General features: G+C 75.6%; 9 protein-coding genes and 1 pseudogene. 4 read left to right on the plus strand and 6 right to left on the minus strand.

Going from position 1 to position 14,050, the window contains the following annotated elements:
• Nucleotides 1-108, minus strand: a pseudogene (locus tag AC3ERT_RS13260) (hypothetical protein); the annotation flags it as partial.
• Nucleotides 109-391: 283 nt separating this feature from the next.
• On the opposite strand from AC3ERT_RS13260, the gene AC3ERT_RS13265 reads away from it, so the two are divergent.
• A complete protein-coding gene (locus AC3ERT_RS13265; RefSeq protein ID WP_435174132.1) occupies nt 392-1,255 on the plus strand; it encodes an aminoglycoside phosphotransferase family protein in 864 nt (287 codons plus the stop codon).
• 198 nt (nt 1,256-1,453) lie between these two features.
• Here AC3ERT_RS13265 and AC3ERT_RS13270 read toward each other — a convergent pair whose 3' ends face one another.
• Both AC3ERT_RS13270 and AC3ERT_RS13275 read right to left on the minus strand, forming a co-directional pair.
• A complete protein-coding gene (locus tag AC3ERT_RS13270) occupies nt 1,454-2,149 on the minus strand; it encodes an exonuclease domain-containing protein (RefSeq protein WP_335984346.1) in 696 nt (231 codons plus the stop codon).
• Between the two features lie 120 nt (nt 2,150-2,269).
• Nucleotides 2,270-3,508, minus strand: a complete 1,239-nt coding sequence (locus tag AC3ERT_RS13275) for an SAV2148 family HEPN domain-containing protein (RefSeq protein ID WP_335984352.1) — start codon at nt 3,506-3,508, stop codon at nt 2,270-2,272.
• Nucleotides 3,509-3,766: 258 nt separating this feature from the next.
• Between AC3ERT_RS13275 and glgX the strand changes: the two genes are divergently transcribed.
• Together glgX and AC3ERT_RS13285 are read left to right on the plus strand one after the other, a co-directional pair.
• A complete protein-coding gene (gene glgX / locus AC3ERT_RS13280; RefSeq protein ID WP_435174134.1) occupies nt 3,767-5,905 on the plus strand; it encodes a glycogen debranching protein GlgX in 2,139 nt (712 codons plus the stop codon).
• Nucleotides 5,906-6,042: 137 nt separating this feature from the next.
• Complete coding sequence (locus AC3ERT_RS13285) at nt 6,043-8,607, plus strand: alpha-amylase family glycosyl hydrolase (RefSeq protein ID WP_435174135.1); 2,565 nt, start codon at nt 6,043-6,045, stop codon at nt 8,605-8,607.
• Nucleotides 8,608-8,650: 43 nt separating this feature from the next.
• Here the strand turns inward: AC3ERT_RS13285 and AC3ERT_RS13290 are convergent, their stop codons facing one another.
• The 3 genes from AC3ERT_RS13290 to AC3ERT_RS13300 form a co-directional block, all read right to left on the minus strand.
• Nucleotides 8,651-9,457 carry an aminotransferase class IV family protein gene (locus AC3ERT_RS13290; RefSeq protein WP_435174137.1) on the minus strand — a complete coding sequence of 269 codons (807 nt, stop codon included), beginning with the start codon at nt 9,455-9,457 and terminating at the stop codon, nt 8,651-8,653.
• Nucleotides 9,458-9,995: 538 nt separating this feature from the next.
• On the minus strand, nt 9,996-12,047 hold the full coding sequence (locus tag AC3ERT_RS13295) for an AfsR/SARP family transcriptional regulator (RefSeq protein ID WP_435174139.1): 2,052 nt from the start codon (nt 12,045-12,047) through the stop codon (nt 9,996-9,998).
• A 9-nt stretch (nt 12,048-12,056) separates the two neighbouring features.
• Nucleotides 12,057-13,016: an AraC family transcriptional regulator gene (locus AC3ERT_RS13300; protein ID WP_435174141.1), complete on the minus strand. Its 960-nt coding sequence runs from the start codon at nt 13,014-13,016 to the stop codon at nt 12,057-12,059.
• Nucleotides 13,017-13,105: 89 nt separating this feature from the next.
• Between AC3ERT_RS13300 and AC3ERT_RS13305 the strand changes: the two genes are divergently transcribed.
• The gene (locus AC3ERT_RS13305) at nt 13,106-13,948 is read left to right on the plus strand and encodes an SDR family oxidoreductase (protein WP_435174143.1); all 843 of its coding nucleotides are present in this window, start codon (nt 13,106-13,108) and stop codon (nt 13,946-13,948) included.
• Nucleotides 13,949-14,050: the final 102 nt, after the last annotated feature.

Genomic DNA, 14,050 nt, shown 5'->3' on the forward strand with positions numbered 1-14,050 from the left:
CACCCGGCGGCCGGAGCGGCGCGCGGCCAGGGCCACCCGGGCGAGCGCGGCCAGCGTGCCCCGGTCGGCGGCGAGGCCGCCCGCGTCCAGGGACACCACCCTCGCCACTGCGCCACCTCGCGTCCCGTCTCACGTTTTCGGTCCGGCTCGCTGGCCCGTTTCGGCCACCTGCGGGGGCCGTCACGTGATACGACCAGTGCCGGGGTCGTAACTCATCGGTACGGCGGGTACGTATTCGCGGCAACTCCCAGCGGACTTCCCGGAAACCACGAGGGAATCCACAGGGCGCGGGTGCGAGACTTGCCGTGGCGCCGCCGCATGCCGATACCTCTGGCATATGCGGTCGGACGGTTGCGGGTGGGCCGCAGGGCGAAGAAGCGAGAGGCTGGGCATGGCGGACGCGGTGTTCACGCAGGACCGGGCGCGGGCGGTGCTGGACGCGGCCGGGCACCGGGAGGCGGACCTGCTCTCCTTCGGGGAGAACGCGGTGTTCGCCGCCGGGCGGCTGGTGATCAAAGTGGGGCGCGGCTCCGACCTGCTGGACCGGGCCAAGCGCGAGGTGCGCACCGCGGACTGGCTCGCCAAGCACGACGTGCCCGCGGTGCGCTCGGCCGAGTCCGAGGTGCGGCTCGTGGAAGGGCACCCGATCACCTACTGGCAGCGGCTGCCGGAGTCGCTGCGGCCGGCCGAGACGGTCGACGTGGCGCCGCTGCTGCGGCTCGTCCACGCCCTGCCGGAACCGGACTTCGGGCTGCCGCCGCGGGACCTGCTGGCCGGGGTGGAGCGGTGGCTGCGCGCCGCCGGCGACTTCGTGGACCCCGCCGACGTGGCCTACCTGCGCCACCGCAGAGACGAGTTCGCCCAGGCCGCGGCCCACCTCGTACCGCGCCTGCCGCGCGGCCCGATCCACGGCGACGCCCTGCCCCGCAACGTGCACATCGGGCCCGACGGGCCGGTCCTGCTGGACCTGGAGACCTTCTCCTCCGACCTGCGCGAGCACGACCTCGTCGTCCAGGCGCTCAGCCGCGACCGCTACGGGGTGCCCGCCTGCGACTACGACGCCTTCACCGCCGCCTACGGCTGGGACGTCACCACCTGGGACGGCTACGAGGCGCTGCGCGGCGCCCGCGAGACCGCCGGGTGCGCCTGGGTCGCCCAGCACGCCCCCGCCAACCCCGCGGCCCGCACCGAGTTCCGCCGGAGGGTTGCCTCCCTGAGAGCCGAGGACCCGTCCGTCCGCTGGTACTCCTTCTGACCCGCACCGCCCACGGGGTCCCCCTTGGCCCCACGCGCCCCTGGTGATGCTCGGCTCTTTTCGCGGAAGAAGCCGCAGTTGCTCAGGGGCGCGTGGGGGCACCTCCCAGGCGAAGCTCTGGGGGAGAACTGCGCGACCAGCCACAGCGGACCGTCAGATCCGGCACCCCCAGGACGGGGCACCCCGGGGGCACCCGGCTTACCCGCGGAGCGGCCAGTTCGGGTCCACCACAGCGGCAGCGTCCTTGCGGCGCAGCCACCCCTGGAAGTCCTCCGCCCACGCCGCGTACCAGGCCCGCTGCTTGTCCTGGAGCTCCCACAGATCGGCCTCCCCCGCTTCGGCGTACCGCAGCGCCACCGCCCGGGCCACCCGGACCGCCGCGAGGGCGTCGGCGCCCGCCTCGTGGGCGCCGTCGAGCACCACTCCGTAGACCCCGCAGGCGGCTTCGAGCGTCCGCTTGCCGCGGCGGTAGCGGTCCAGCGCCCGGTCGATGACGAGCGGGTCGATCACCGGTCCGGCGGTGCCGCCCTGCGCGGTGAGCCGGGGCAGTGCGTACCGCGCCAACTCCTCGTCCAGCAGGGTGAGGTCGAAGGGCGCGTTGTAGACGACGACCGGCACCCGCGCCGCCCAGTAGCCCCGCAGCGCGTCCGCGACCTCGGCGACGACCTCGGCGGCGGGCCGCCCCTCCGCGGTGGCCCGCTCGGTGCTGACGCCGTGTATGGCGGTGGTCTCCGCCGGGATGGGCACGCCCGGGTCGGCGAGCCACCCGCGATGCCGCACCGGCTCCCCCGCCTTGACCTCCGTGACCGCCGCGGTCACGATGCGGGCCTGCCGCGGATCGGTCCCCGTGGTCTCCAGGTCGAAGCCGACCAGCAGATCCTCGTGCCATGCCATGGCGTGTCCTTCCAGCCGTTCTCCCCCGTGTGCCCAGCCATCATCGCCTGAAGCACTGACACTCCGGCCCCGGGGCCGGGCCGTTGACGCACCGGGCGCGTGGTAGGGGGCGGGGGCGGGTCAGGACACCGGGCGGGAGTCGGCCCAGATGCCCTCGAACTCCTCGCGGTAGACGTCGAACAGACCGCCCTCGGCCGGTGTGTCACCGCCCACCACCCGCCGGTTGCCGCCGCGCAGCAGCATCACCGGCACCTCCATGCCGCGGGCCCGGCGCAGATAGGTCTGCACGACCGCGAGGCCGTCGGTGCTGTCCCCGTCCACCAGGTACGCGGTGCAGCGCGGTGTCTCGTCGAACACCTGGATCTCGAAGGCGCCCTGGTCGCGCACCCGGGCCCGGACCCGCCGCATGTGCAGGATGTTCATCTCCACCGCGCGGCCCAGCTCGCCGCGCCCGAGGCCGAGTTCGCGCTCGCGGCGGCGCACCGCGCTGCTGGCGGGGTTGAGGAAGAGCAGCCGCACCCGGCAGCCGGACTCCGCGAGGCGGACCAGCCGCCGCCCGGAGTAGTTCTGCACCAGCAGGTTCAGGCCGATGCCGACCGCGTCCAGCCGCCGGGCCCCGGCGAACAGGTCCTCCACCGGCAGTTGGCGCTGGAGGCGCACCCGGTCGGGGTAGACGCCGATCACGTCGGAGTAGCGGTCGGCGACCAGTTCCTCCACGGCGTCCACCGGCAGCCGCTGCGCGGCCGTACGCGCCGGGCCCGAGCCCAGCGTCTCCAGCAGCCGTGCGCAGGCCCGCTCGGCCTGGTCCAGCACCGTGCGGGACAGCGCCCGGTTGCGGGAGACCACGTGCCGGGCCACTTCGAGTTCGTCCAGGGCGAGTTCGAGGTCGCGCCGGTCGTCGAAGTAGGGTTCGAAGCAGGGCCAGTGCTGGACCAGCAGCTCGCGCAGTTGCGGCAGCGTCAGGAAGCTGAGGACGTTGTCGTCGGCGGGGTCGAGCAGGAAGCCCTTGCGGCGGCTGACCTCGCGCACCGCGACGGCCCGCTGCACCCACTCGTGGCCGGCCGGACCGGCCGCGGCGACCACCCACTCCTCGCCGTGCACCGGCTCGTAGATGGGCCGCAGCACCGCGTTGACCACCGCGCGCAGCCGCTGCTCGACCAGGTTCAGCCAGACGTAGGCGCGGCCGGCCCGGCGGGCGCGGGTGCGCACCTCGGCCCAGTCCTCGGCGCCCCAGTCCAGTTCGGTGCCGATCTCCACCGGCGCGGCGACGGAGACCACGCCCGGCAGCGTGGCGGCCTCGCCGTCCGGGGCCTCCCCCGGGGCGTGCCGGTCACCCTGCTCGCCGCCACCCGGGAGCATCAGACCTCCGGACGTCTCCACGTCACCGCCTCCCACCCCCGTCCACGATCAAGGAAGGGTACTGCGGTGCGGGGGGCGTCGCAGCCGGAACGACCTTACTTGACTACTAGCAGACAACCCCATCACCCCTTCCGTCGCAGGCTGTTGCGATGATGTCACTCTCGGGAGGGGTGGGATGGGAAGATGCTGTCGCAACGTCACTCCCGGCGGGCGGTCACCCTCCGCGCGGCCGGTTCCCCGGAGCGGAAGAGTCCTCACATGCAAGTCTGGCCGGGTCATTCCTACCCGCTCGGCGCCACCTACGACGGCGCGGGCACCAACTTCGCCGTCTTCTCCGAGGTGGCGACGCGGATCGAACTGTGCCTCCTGCACGACGACGGCACCGAGACCGCGGTGGAGCTGCGCGAGGCGGACGCCTTCGTCCGGCACGCGTACCTGCCCGGGGTGATGCCCGGCCAGCGCTACGGCTTCCGGGTGCACGGCCCGTACGACCCGGCGCGCGGCCACCGCTGCAACGCCGCGAAGCTGCTGCTGGACCCGTACGCGAAGGCGATGAGCGGCGGCATCGACTGGGACGAGTCGGTCTACGGCTACCGGTTCGGCCAGCCCGACTCCCGCAACGACCTGGACTCCGCCGCGCACACGATGTCCTCGGTGGTCGTCAATCCGTACTTCGACTGGGCCGACGACCGCCCGCCGCGCATTGAGTACCACAAGACGATCATCTACGAGGCCCACGTCAAGGGCCTGACGATGACGCACCCGGGGCTGCCGGAGGAGATCCGCGGCACCTACGCGGCGCTCGCGCACCCGTCGGTCATCAGCCACCTGGTCGAACTCGGCGTCACCACGCTGGAACTGATGCCGGTGCACCAGTTCGTCCAGGACCACCGGCTGGCCGACGCCGGGCTCGCCAACTACTGGGGCTACAACACCATCGGGTTCTTCGCCCCGCACAACGGCTACTCCTCGCTGGGCGACCGCGGCCAGCAGGTGCTGGAGTTCAAGACGGCGGTGCGCGCGCTGCACCGCGCGGGCATCGAGGTGATCCTCGACGTGGTCTACAACCACACCGCCGAGGGCAGCCACCTGGGCCCCACGCTGTCGCTGCGCGGCCTGGACAACGCGTCGTACTACCGGCTCGGCGGCGACAAGCGCTACTACACGGACACCACCGGCACCGGCAACAGCCTGCTGATGCGCAGCCCGCACGTGCTCCAGCTGATCATGGACAGCCTGCGCTACTGGGTGACGGAGATGCACGTCGACGGCTTCCGCTTCGACCTGGCGGCCACGCTGGCCCGGCAGTTCCACGAGGTGGACCGGCTCTCGTCCTTCTTCGACCTGGTGCAGCAGGACCCGGTGGTCTCCCAGGTGAAGCTGATCGCCGAGCCGTGGGACGTCGGCGAGGGCGGCTACCAGGTCGGCAACTTCCCGCCGCTGTGGACGGAGTGGAACGGCAAGTTCCGCGACACCGTGCGCGACCTGTGGCGCGGCGAGAGCGCCACCCTGGCGGAGTTCGGCTCCCGGCTGACCGGTTCCTCCGACCTCTACCAGGACGACGGCCGCCGCCCGCTCGCCTCGATCAACTTCGTCACCTGCCACGACGGCTTCACCCTGCGCGACCTGGTCTCCTACGACGAGAAGCACAACGAGGGCAACGGCGAGGGCAACCGGGACGGCGAGAGCCACAACCGGTCCTGGAACTGCGGCGCCGAGGGGCCGACCGAGGACCGGGCGGTGCAGGCGCTGCGGCTGCGCCAGATGCGGAACTTCGTGGCCACCCTGATGCTCTCCCAGGGCGTGCCGATGCTCAGCCACGGCGACGAGTTCGGGCGCACCCAGCGCGGCAACAACAACGTGTACTGCCAGGACAACGAACTGGCGTGGATCGCCTGGCCCGGCAAGCCCGGCGGCGGCCAGGCGGACAACGACGCGCTGAAGCTGCACGAGTTCGTGAAGACGATGGTGTGGCTGCGCCGCGACCACCCGGTCTTCCGGCGCCGCCGCTTCTTCCACGGCCGCCCGGTGCAGGGCACCCATGACGAGCTGTCGGACATCGCCTGGTTCACCCCGGACGGGCGGGAGATGACGCAGCTGGACTGGCAGGCGGCGCACGCCAGGTCGCTGGTGGTCTTCCTCAACGGCAACGCGATCTCCGAGCCGGGCCCGCGCGGGGAGCCGATCACCGACGACTCGTTCCTGCTGCTGTTCAACGCCGCCCCGCGCGCCCTGGAGTTCGTGCTGCCGGTCAACCACGGCAAGGAGTGGCAGCTCGTGGTCGACACCGAGCGGCCGGACGGGGTGCCGCCGGGCGCCGGCGAGCGGGTCGCGGCCGGGGACCGGCTGCTGCTGGCCGACCGCAGCATCGTGGTGCTCCAGCGGCCGGCGGACTGACCCGGACAGGTGATGCGGGCGCGGCGGGCCGGGGCGGGGCGCGGTGGGGGCGGGCGCGGCACGCCGGGGCCGGGGCGGGCACGCCGGGGCGGGGTGTCCCGGGCAGATCCGGTCAGATCCGGGGTAAAGAAGACCATATGACGGCTTCCCCGGCTCCTTCAGCGGCTCCCGCCCCGCCCGGCGCGGACCCGGCGGTCCCCGCCTCGACCTACCGGCTCCAGCTGCAACCGGGCTTCACCTTCGCCGACGCGGCGGCCCGGGTCCCGTACCTGGCCGCGCTCGGGGTCACCCATCTGCACCTGTCACCGGTGCTGGAGGCGGTACCCGGCTCGACGCACGGCTACGACGTGGTGGACCACACGCGGGTACGGGCCGAGCTGGGCGGCGAGCAGGGGCTGCGGGAGCTGTCCGCGCGGGCCCGGGCGCACGGCCTGGGGCTGGTGCTGGACGTGGTGCCCAACCACATGGCCGTCCCGGCGCCGGAGCACCTCAACGGCCCGCTGTGGGAGGTGCTGCGGGACGGGCCCGGCTCTCGGTACGCGGACTGGTTCGACATCGACTGGGCCGCGCGGGGCGGGCGGGTGCTGCTGCCGGTGCTGGGCGAGCCGCTGCCGGACGTGCTGGGCGCGCTCGCGGTGGTGGCCGACAAGCGCGCCGAACGGTCGGACCCGGGGTCCGGGTCCGGCGGCGGCCGGGTGCTGGCGTACTACGAGCACCGGTTCCCGCTGCGGCCCGGCACCGAGGACCTGCCGCTGCCCGAGCTGGTGGCCGCCCAGCACTACGAGCTCGCGTACTGGCGCACGGCCCGCACCGACCTCAACTACCGCCGCTTCTTCACCATCTCCGACCTGATCGCGGTCCGCGTGGAGCGGCCGGAGGTGTTCGAGGCGACCCACGCGACGGTGCTGCGGCTGCTGCGGGAGGGCGTCGCCGACGGCCTGCGGATCGACCACCCGGACGGGCTGGCCGACCCGGCGGGCTACCTGCGGCAGTTGGCGGCCGCGAGCGGGGGCCGCTGGACGGTGGTGGAGAAGATCCTCCAGCGCGGCGAGGAGCTGCCGCGGGGATGGGCGTGCGCGGGCACCACCGGGTACGACGCGCTCGACCGGATCGACGGGCTGTTCACCGACCCGGACGGGGCCGCGCAGCTGGCGGACTTCTACCGGGAGTTCACCGGGGTGCCCGACGACGAGGGCGGCCGGTGGGAGGCGACGGTGCGGCGGGCCGCCCACCGGGTGGTGGGCCGGGACCTGGCCGCGGAGGTCGCCCGGCTGGCGCGGAGCGCGGACCGCGCCCGCCGCGCCGGGCAGCCGGTAAGCCCTGCGCACCAGGAAGACGCCCCTTACGCACGCTCCGGCGTGCGCGGGGACGCAGGCTCCGCGGTAAGCCCTGCGTGCCGGGAGGACACCCCTTACCCGTCTTACCCGTCGGCGTACGCGCCCGAGGTGCTCGCGGAGGCGCTGCGCGAACTGCTGGTGCGCGTCCCGGTCTACCGCACGTACGTCCTGCCCGGAGCCGAACCCGCGGGCACGGACGTCGCCCTGCTCACCGCCGCCGCGCGGCAGGCGGCGGAGGAGGCCGGCCCGCGGCTGGCCCCCGCGCTCGCCCTGCTCCGCGACCTCGCGCTGGGGCGGCCCGCCGCCGCCGGCTGTGCGCCCGGCCCGGACGCCGACGACGTCGCGGTCCGCTTCCCGCAGGTCGCCTCCGCGCTGCACGCCAAGTCCGTGGAGGACGCCGCGTTCTACCGCTACGGGCCGCTGCTGCCGCTGTGCGAGGTCGGCCGCGACCCCGGGGCGCCGGCCGTCTCCCCCGCCGAGTTCCACGCCTCCTGCCGGCAGCGGCAGCGCACCTGGCCGGCCACCGGCACCGTGCTGTCCACGCACGACACCAAGCGCAGCGCCGATCTGCGGCTGCGGCTCGCCGTGCTGTCCGAGCGGCCCGGCGCCTGGCGGGAGTGGCTGACCGCCGGGGCGGGCCCCGCCGCGCCGGACCGGCACACCGAGTACACCCTGTACCAGACCGCGGTCGGGCTCGGCGCCTCCTGCACCCCCGAGCGGCTGGTGCCCGCCGCCCTGAAGGCCGTACGCGAGGCGGGCCTGCGCACCACCTGGACCGAGCAGGACGCGGACTACGAGGCGGCGGTCGCCGACTTCGCCCGGCAGGGCCCCTGCGGCGCGCGACAGCCGGACGTGGCCGCCTTCGCCGCCGCCCTGGCACCGTACGCGGAGGCGAACACGCTGGGCGCGGCCCTGCTGCACCTCACGATGCCCGGCGTGCCCGACCTCTACCAGGGCACCGAGTACCCGGTGTTCACCCTTGTCGACCCCGACAACCGCGAGCCCCTGGCCGCACCCGCGCCCGGCGCGTCCGAGGGGGCCAAGCCGCGGCTGACCGCCGTCGCCCTGCGGCTGCGCCGCGACCACCCCGAGTGGTACGGCCCGCACGCCGCCTACGCCCCCCTGTACGCCGAGGGCCCCGCCGCCGAGCACTGCGTCGCCTTCCTCCGCGGCGGCGGCGCGCTGACCGTGGTGACCCGCCTGTCCGCGCGGCTGGCCGAGTCCGGCGGCTGGCGCGGCACCGCTCTCCCCCTCCCCCCGGGCCGCTGGCGCGACCTCCTCGGCGGCGCCGTCCACGCAGGCGCGGTCCCCCTCGCCGCCCTCCTCGCCGCCGCCCCGGCAGCCCTCCTCACCCGCGACGCATGACCCGCCCACCCGCGTGCCCCCGGCGGACGCGCACCCGCAGCGTTCAGACGGTCTGCCAGGGGTTCGTCCCGTAGCAGTCCACGAGCAGGTTCGTCACCTCGGGATCGACGGTCAACGCCGCCTCGTCGATGCCCGCGACCGGGACGGCAGGCGAGATCGAGTTCGTGAGGAAGGCCGCGAGGGCGGGGGTGCCGGACGCCCAGGCTCCCAGCTCGCGACGGTGGATCTCCCGCCGGCCGGACGGGATGCCCTTGGCCGCCAGCCCGCGCTGGAGCAGTTGCATCGTGATGCCCGGCAGTACGGCGGCCTCGGGCCAGACGACCCGCTCGCCGTCGAAGAAGCCGATGTTCGAGATCGACGCTTCGCTGACGCGGCCGTGGCGATCGGTGAACAGCGCGTCGTCGTACCCGGCGCGCACCGCCTGGCGCCGGTGGCGGACGAGCCCGAACGTCCCGGCGTGCTTGACGTGGGGCAGGTCCCGCTCGTACGCCACCGTCCGCAGCCGCACCGGTGAGGTCCGCGCCGGAAGAGGCGCGCTCATCGCCACGGCCACGTCCGGCTCCACGTCCTCGCCGCGCACCACGGCCTCGTGGTGGCGGCTGAAGACGGTCACCCGGACCGTCGCCCCGTCCGGGCGGTCACGGAGCGCGTGCCGCACGCAGGAGCGCACCCGGTCGGCGTCCAGTCCCGTTCCGAACAGCTCCCGCGTACTGCCGTCCAACCGCTTCAGGTGCAGATCCAGTCCGCGGACCGCCCGGTCCCGCGCCTGCATCGAGGAGAAGTGCGCGTAGGTGGCCCGCGCGAGCACCCTCAGATCCTCCGCGTCCGCTTCGGCACCGTTGACTTCCACCCGGTCGATGACGCACCCCTCCCTCGCCCGGCCCCGGCCCCGCGGCCGTTCCCCGACCACCTTAGGTACCGCCCCGACGTCAAGGAACCGGGCCGTACCGGACAAACGACGCCTCCCCGCCCGAGCGGCGGGGCCGACGGGGCCTGGTACTCCCCAAGCCTGCGGCATGGGCGGTGCCCCCAATCGCAAGGCGCAGGGCGCTGGGGGAACAGGCTGCGCCCCCGACCGGCAACGCTGGGGGGAGGGCGTGCGCGCCGGCCCCGGCCCCGCGGCCGTTCCCCGACCACCCTAGGTACCGCGAGGGCGTCAAGGAACCGGGCTGTGCCGGACAAACGACGCCTCCCCGCCCAAGCGGCGGGGCCGACGGGGCCTGGTACTCCCCAAGCCTGCGGCATGGGCGGTGCCCCCAATCGCAAGGCGCAGGGCGCTGGGGGAACAGGCTGCGCCGGCGACCGGCAACGCTGGGGGCGCCCCCGCCGGAGGCAGGGAGAGGGCGTGCGCGCCGGACCCGGCCGGGGCGGGATGCGTCGGAGACGGCCTAAGGCAGGGCCGCGGTGATCGCGGTCAGGTAGGCGCGGACGGGGCCGGCGGTGAACATGCCGGTGGCCGCGCCCGCGAGTTCCGCGGCGGCCGGGAGGAGGCGGGCGCGGGCCTGGCGCAGGGCGGGCGGGTCGCGGAGTTCGGCGGCGAGGGCGGCCTGGAGGCAGCACAGGGCCTCGTACGTGAGGTCGGCCGGTGGTTCGGGCAGCGCGGCCAGCGCCTGGCGGGCGGCGGGGCGGTCGCCGGCGCGCAGCAGGAGGAAGGGTTCGGCCCAGGGGCGGTACGGGCCCCAGTCCGCGCCGGGGTCCGCCCCTTCCGCGGCGGCCGCGACCGCCCCGGCGCCGAGCCCGCTGCCGTCCCCGCCCGACAGGCGCAGGCACAGCAGCGCCAGCGGCAGCAGGCCGCGCCGCACCCCCGGCATGCCCGCGCCTTCCAGGCGGGCGTCGGCGGCCCGGTAGGCGGCCTCGGCCGGTCCGGAGCGTCCGGCGGCGGCGAGCCGCAGCGCCGCGTACCACCCGGTGAAGACCCCGACGAGCGGCAGTTCGTGCCGCTCGGCCAGGCGGTCGGCCGCGGCGGCGTGCGCGTCGGCGGCGGCGAGGTCGGCGAGCGCCGCGCGGGCCTGCATCCGGATCAGGTGCCCGAGCACCTCGAAGGTGGGCAGGTCGTGCCGGGCGGCGAGCGCCGCCAGTTCCGCGCCGACCTCGTCCCGGCGCGGCGCGCGGCCGGCCCGGGCGCAGGACTGCATGAAGACGCCGTTGAGCGCGTACGCGAGCAGCGCGGGGTCGTCCAGCCGTCGGGCGATCTCCTCGGCCGCGCGCGCCGCCTGGGGGCCGCGCGGGGAGCGGGTGCCGCGCGTCTCCACCGCGACGGTCGCGAGCAGCCGGCAGCGCGCGGCGTCGTACGCGGCGGCCGGCGGCAGCGCGGCGAGGGTCCGTTCGGCCGCGGCGACGATCCGCGCGGCGGCCTGCGGGTCGTCGCCGCGCGGCCAGACCGCGGGGACGTCGTAGCCGCCGATGACGCGCGTGGTCAGCTCGGGGTCGCCGAGTTCCTCCGCCGCGGTGATCGCCGCGAGCCGGTGCCGCCGGGCGGCCTCCAGGCCGCCGCCCCCGGTCACCGCGAGGTTGCGGATCAGGCCGACGGCCGACTCCAACCGGGCCCGGGCGCCGCCGCCCACCGTGCGGTCGTAGGCCGCGGCCGCCTCCCGCCACAGCAGGTCGGCGGCGGTGGCGGGCGCATCCGTCGGCCCGGCATTCGTCGGCCCGGCATTCGTCAGCCCGGCGTCCGTCGGCAGGTCCAGGTGCGGGTCCTGCGCCAGGATGTCCGCCTCCAGGCGGCGCAGCCGCGCCCCGGGGTCCAGGCCCAGCCGCCCGGCCAGGGTCTCCCGGGCCCGGCGGAGCACCGCCAGCGCGTCGGCCTGGCGGCCGGAGCGGTACAGCGCCAGCGCCAGCAGCCGCCACGCCTCCTCCCGCCAGGGGTGGTCGGCGAGGTGCGCGTCCAGGTCGGGTACGGCCTGTTCGGCGCGGCCCAGCGCGAGCCGGGCCGCGGCCCTGCGCTCCTCGCCCTGGAGCCGCAGTTCGGCCAGCCGGGCGCGTTCGGTGTCCGCCCAGCGGGCACCGGCGAACTCCGCGTACGCCGGGCCGCGCCACAGGCCGAGTGCCCCCTCCAGCCGTTCCAGCGCCGGGCCGGGCGGCAGCTCGGCGGCGGCCGTCAGCGCCGCCTCGAACCGCCAGGCGTCCACCGCGTCCGGCCGCGCCCGCAGCGCGTACCCGGGTCCTTCCGTGACCAGCAGCCGCGCCGGGGCCCGCGGCGGCCGCTCGGGCTCCAGCGCCTTGCGCAGCGCGGCCACGAACGTCTGCACGGCCCCCACCGCCCCCTGCGGCGGCTCCTCCTCCCACAGGTCCGCGACCAGCTGACGCACCGGCACCACCCGCCGCCGCGCCACCAGCAGCCGCGCGACCACCGCCGTGTGCCGCGGCCCCCGCAGCCCTACCCGCGCCCCGCCCCGCTCCGCCACGACGGCCCCGAGCACCCCGAACTCCACCTCCGCCATCCCCCCACGCTACGTCCCCGCCCCGCCTTCTCCCGCCGCGAACCCCCGCCCCGCCGCATAGCGGCCCGGCGCCACCCCGGTGGTGCGGCGGAAGGCGTTGCTGAAGGCGCTCGCCGACCCGTAGCCGACGCCGTGGGCGATCGCGTCGAGCGTCTGCCCGCCGCGGCCCAGCGCGTCCTTGGCCAGCGCCATCCGCCAGGCGAGCAGGTACTCCATCGGGGTGGTGCCGACCCGGGCGGCGAACCGCTCGGCGAACACCGAGCGCGACATGCGGGCCACCGCCGCCAGCGCGGCCACCGTCCACGGCCGGCGGACGTCGGCGTGCAGCGCGTGCAGCGCGGCGGCGACCGGTGGGTCGGCGAGCCCGCCGAGCAGGCCCGGCGGCACGTCCCGGGGGCGGCCGCCGGTGTCCGCGGCGCCGTGGCCGCGCAGCGCCTCCACGAGCATGATCTCGACCAGGCGCGGCAGGACGTAGCCCGCGCCGGGCCGGTCGGCGGCCGCCTCGTCGCCGATCAGGTCGAGGAGTTGCGCGATCCGGCGGGTGCCGGGCTCCGCGCCCCGCAGGTGGACGCGGCCGGGCATCAGGGCGCGCAGCAGGTGGGCGTTGGCCGGGTCGGTCAGGAAGTGGCCGCCGGTCAGCCGGCAGGGCTCGCCCGTACCGTCGCCGACGGTCACCGCGTGGTCGGGGGAACGCTCCAGCAGCGCGTCGCCGTCCGCGGCCGGGGTGTCGGGGTCGGCGGCGAAGGTGAAGCCGTCCGGCGGCGCGCAGATCAGCAGGAAGTCGCCCTCGGCGAGCGCGAGTCGGGGTCCGGCGCCGAGGAGCAGGCAGCTGCCGCGGGTCACCGTGCCGAAGGTGATGTCGTCGCCCGCGGGGAAGCGGACCGCCCAGCGGCCGGTGCCCTCGATCCGCTTGCGCAGCACGGCGTGCGGCCGGATGAGGCGGATCAGGTCGGTCAGCGGATCAGCCATCCCGGACGCCCACTCCTCTCGGACGATCGCTCATCATTGGCGGACTATTGATGATAGACAGTCCGCCGTCTGCTTTCCATCCTGGAGACATGACTGATCGACATCACCCCAGGACGGTTCTGGTGACCGGCGGCGCGTCCGGTCTCGGCAAGGCGACGGTGGCGGCGTTCCTGGCCCGCGGCTGGAACGTGGCCGCCACGGCACGGCGCCCCGGCGCCGCGGACCGCCCGGACCCGGCCGGCAACCTGCTGCTCCTGCCCATGGACGTACGCGACGAGGAATCGGTGGGCGCCGCCGTCGAACGGGCCGCCGAGCGGTTCGGCCGCATCGACTGCCTGGTCAACAACGCGGGCGCCGGGCTGCTCTCGGTCTTCGAGGCCACCCCGATGACCGCCGTGCGGGACCTGTTCGAGACGAACGTCTTCGGCGTGATGCGGGTGACCCGGGCGGTGCTGCCGCACTTCGCGGCGCAGGGCGGCGGCCGGGTGGTCAACGTGTCCTCCGGCGCCGGCATCGCGCCCGAACCGCTCATGTCGCTGTACTCCGCGACCAAGTTCGCCGTCGAGGGCTTCACCGAGTCCCTGCGCCACGAGCTGGCCGTGCGCGGCGTCACCGTCAAGCTCGTCGAACCCGGCCTGGTGCCGGGCACCGGTTTCGTCCGGAACACCGAGGAGGCGTCCCGCACCGTGCCCGTGCCGCCCGCGTACGCCGGCTATGTGCGGCAGGCCGTGGCGCGCTACCAGGAGGGCGTCCCCACCGGCGTGGCGACACCGGAGGCGGTGGCCGAGGCGGTCGCCGCCGCGGCCGAGGAGCCCGCGGACCGGCTGCGGCACCTGGTCGGCGAGGACGTGGAGGAGGCGGCCCGGATGCGGCGGGAGACGTCCGAGCGGGAGTACGAGGAGTGGGCGCTCGCGCGGGCCGCCGCCGGGTGACGGCGGCGCGGGGGCCGGGCGGGACGGAGCCGGGCGGGGCGGGAGCGGGCGGGGCGGATTGCCGCAGGACCGGTTGCTGATCGGCTGCTGATCGGGGCGCGG

It is taken from the genome of Actinacidiphila sp. bgisy145 (assembly GCF_057708125.1).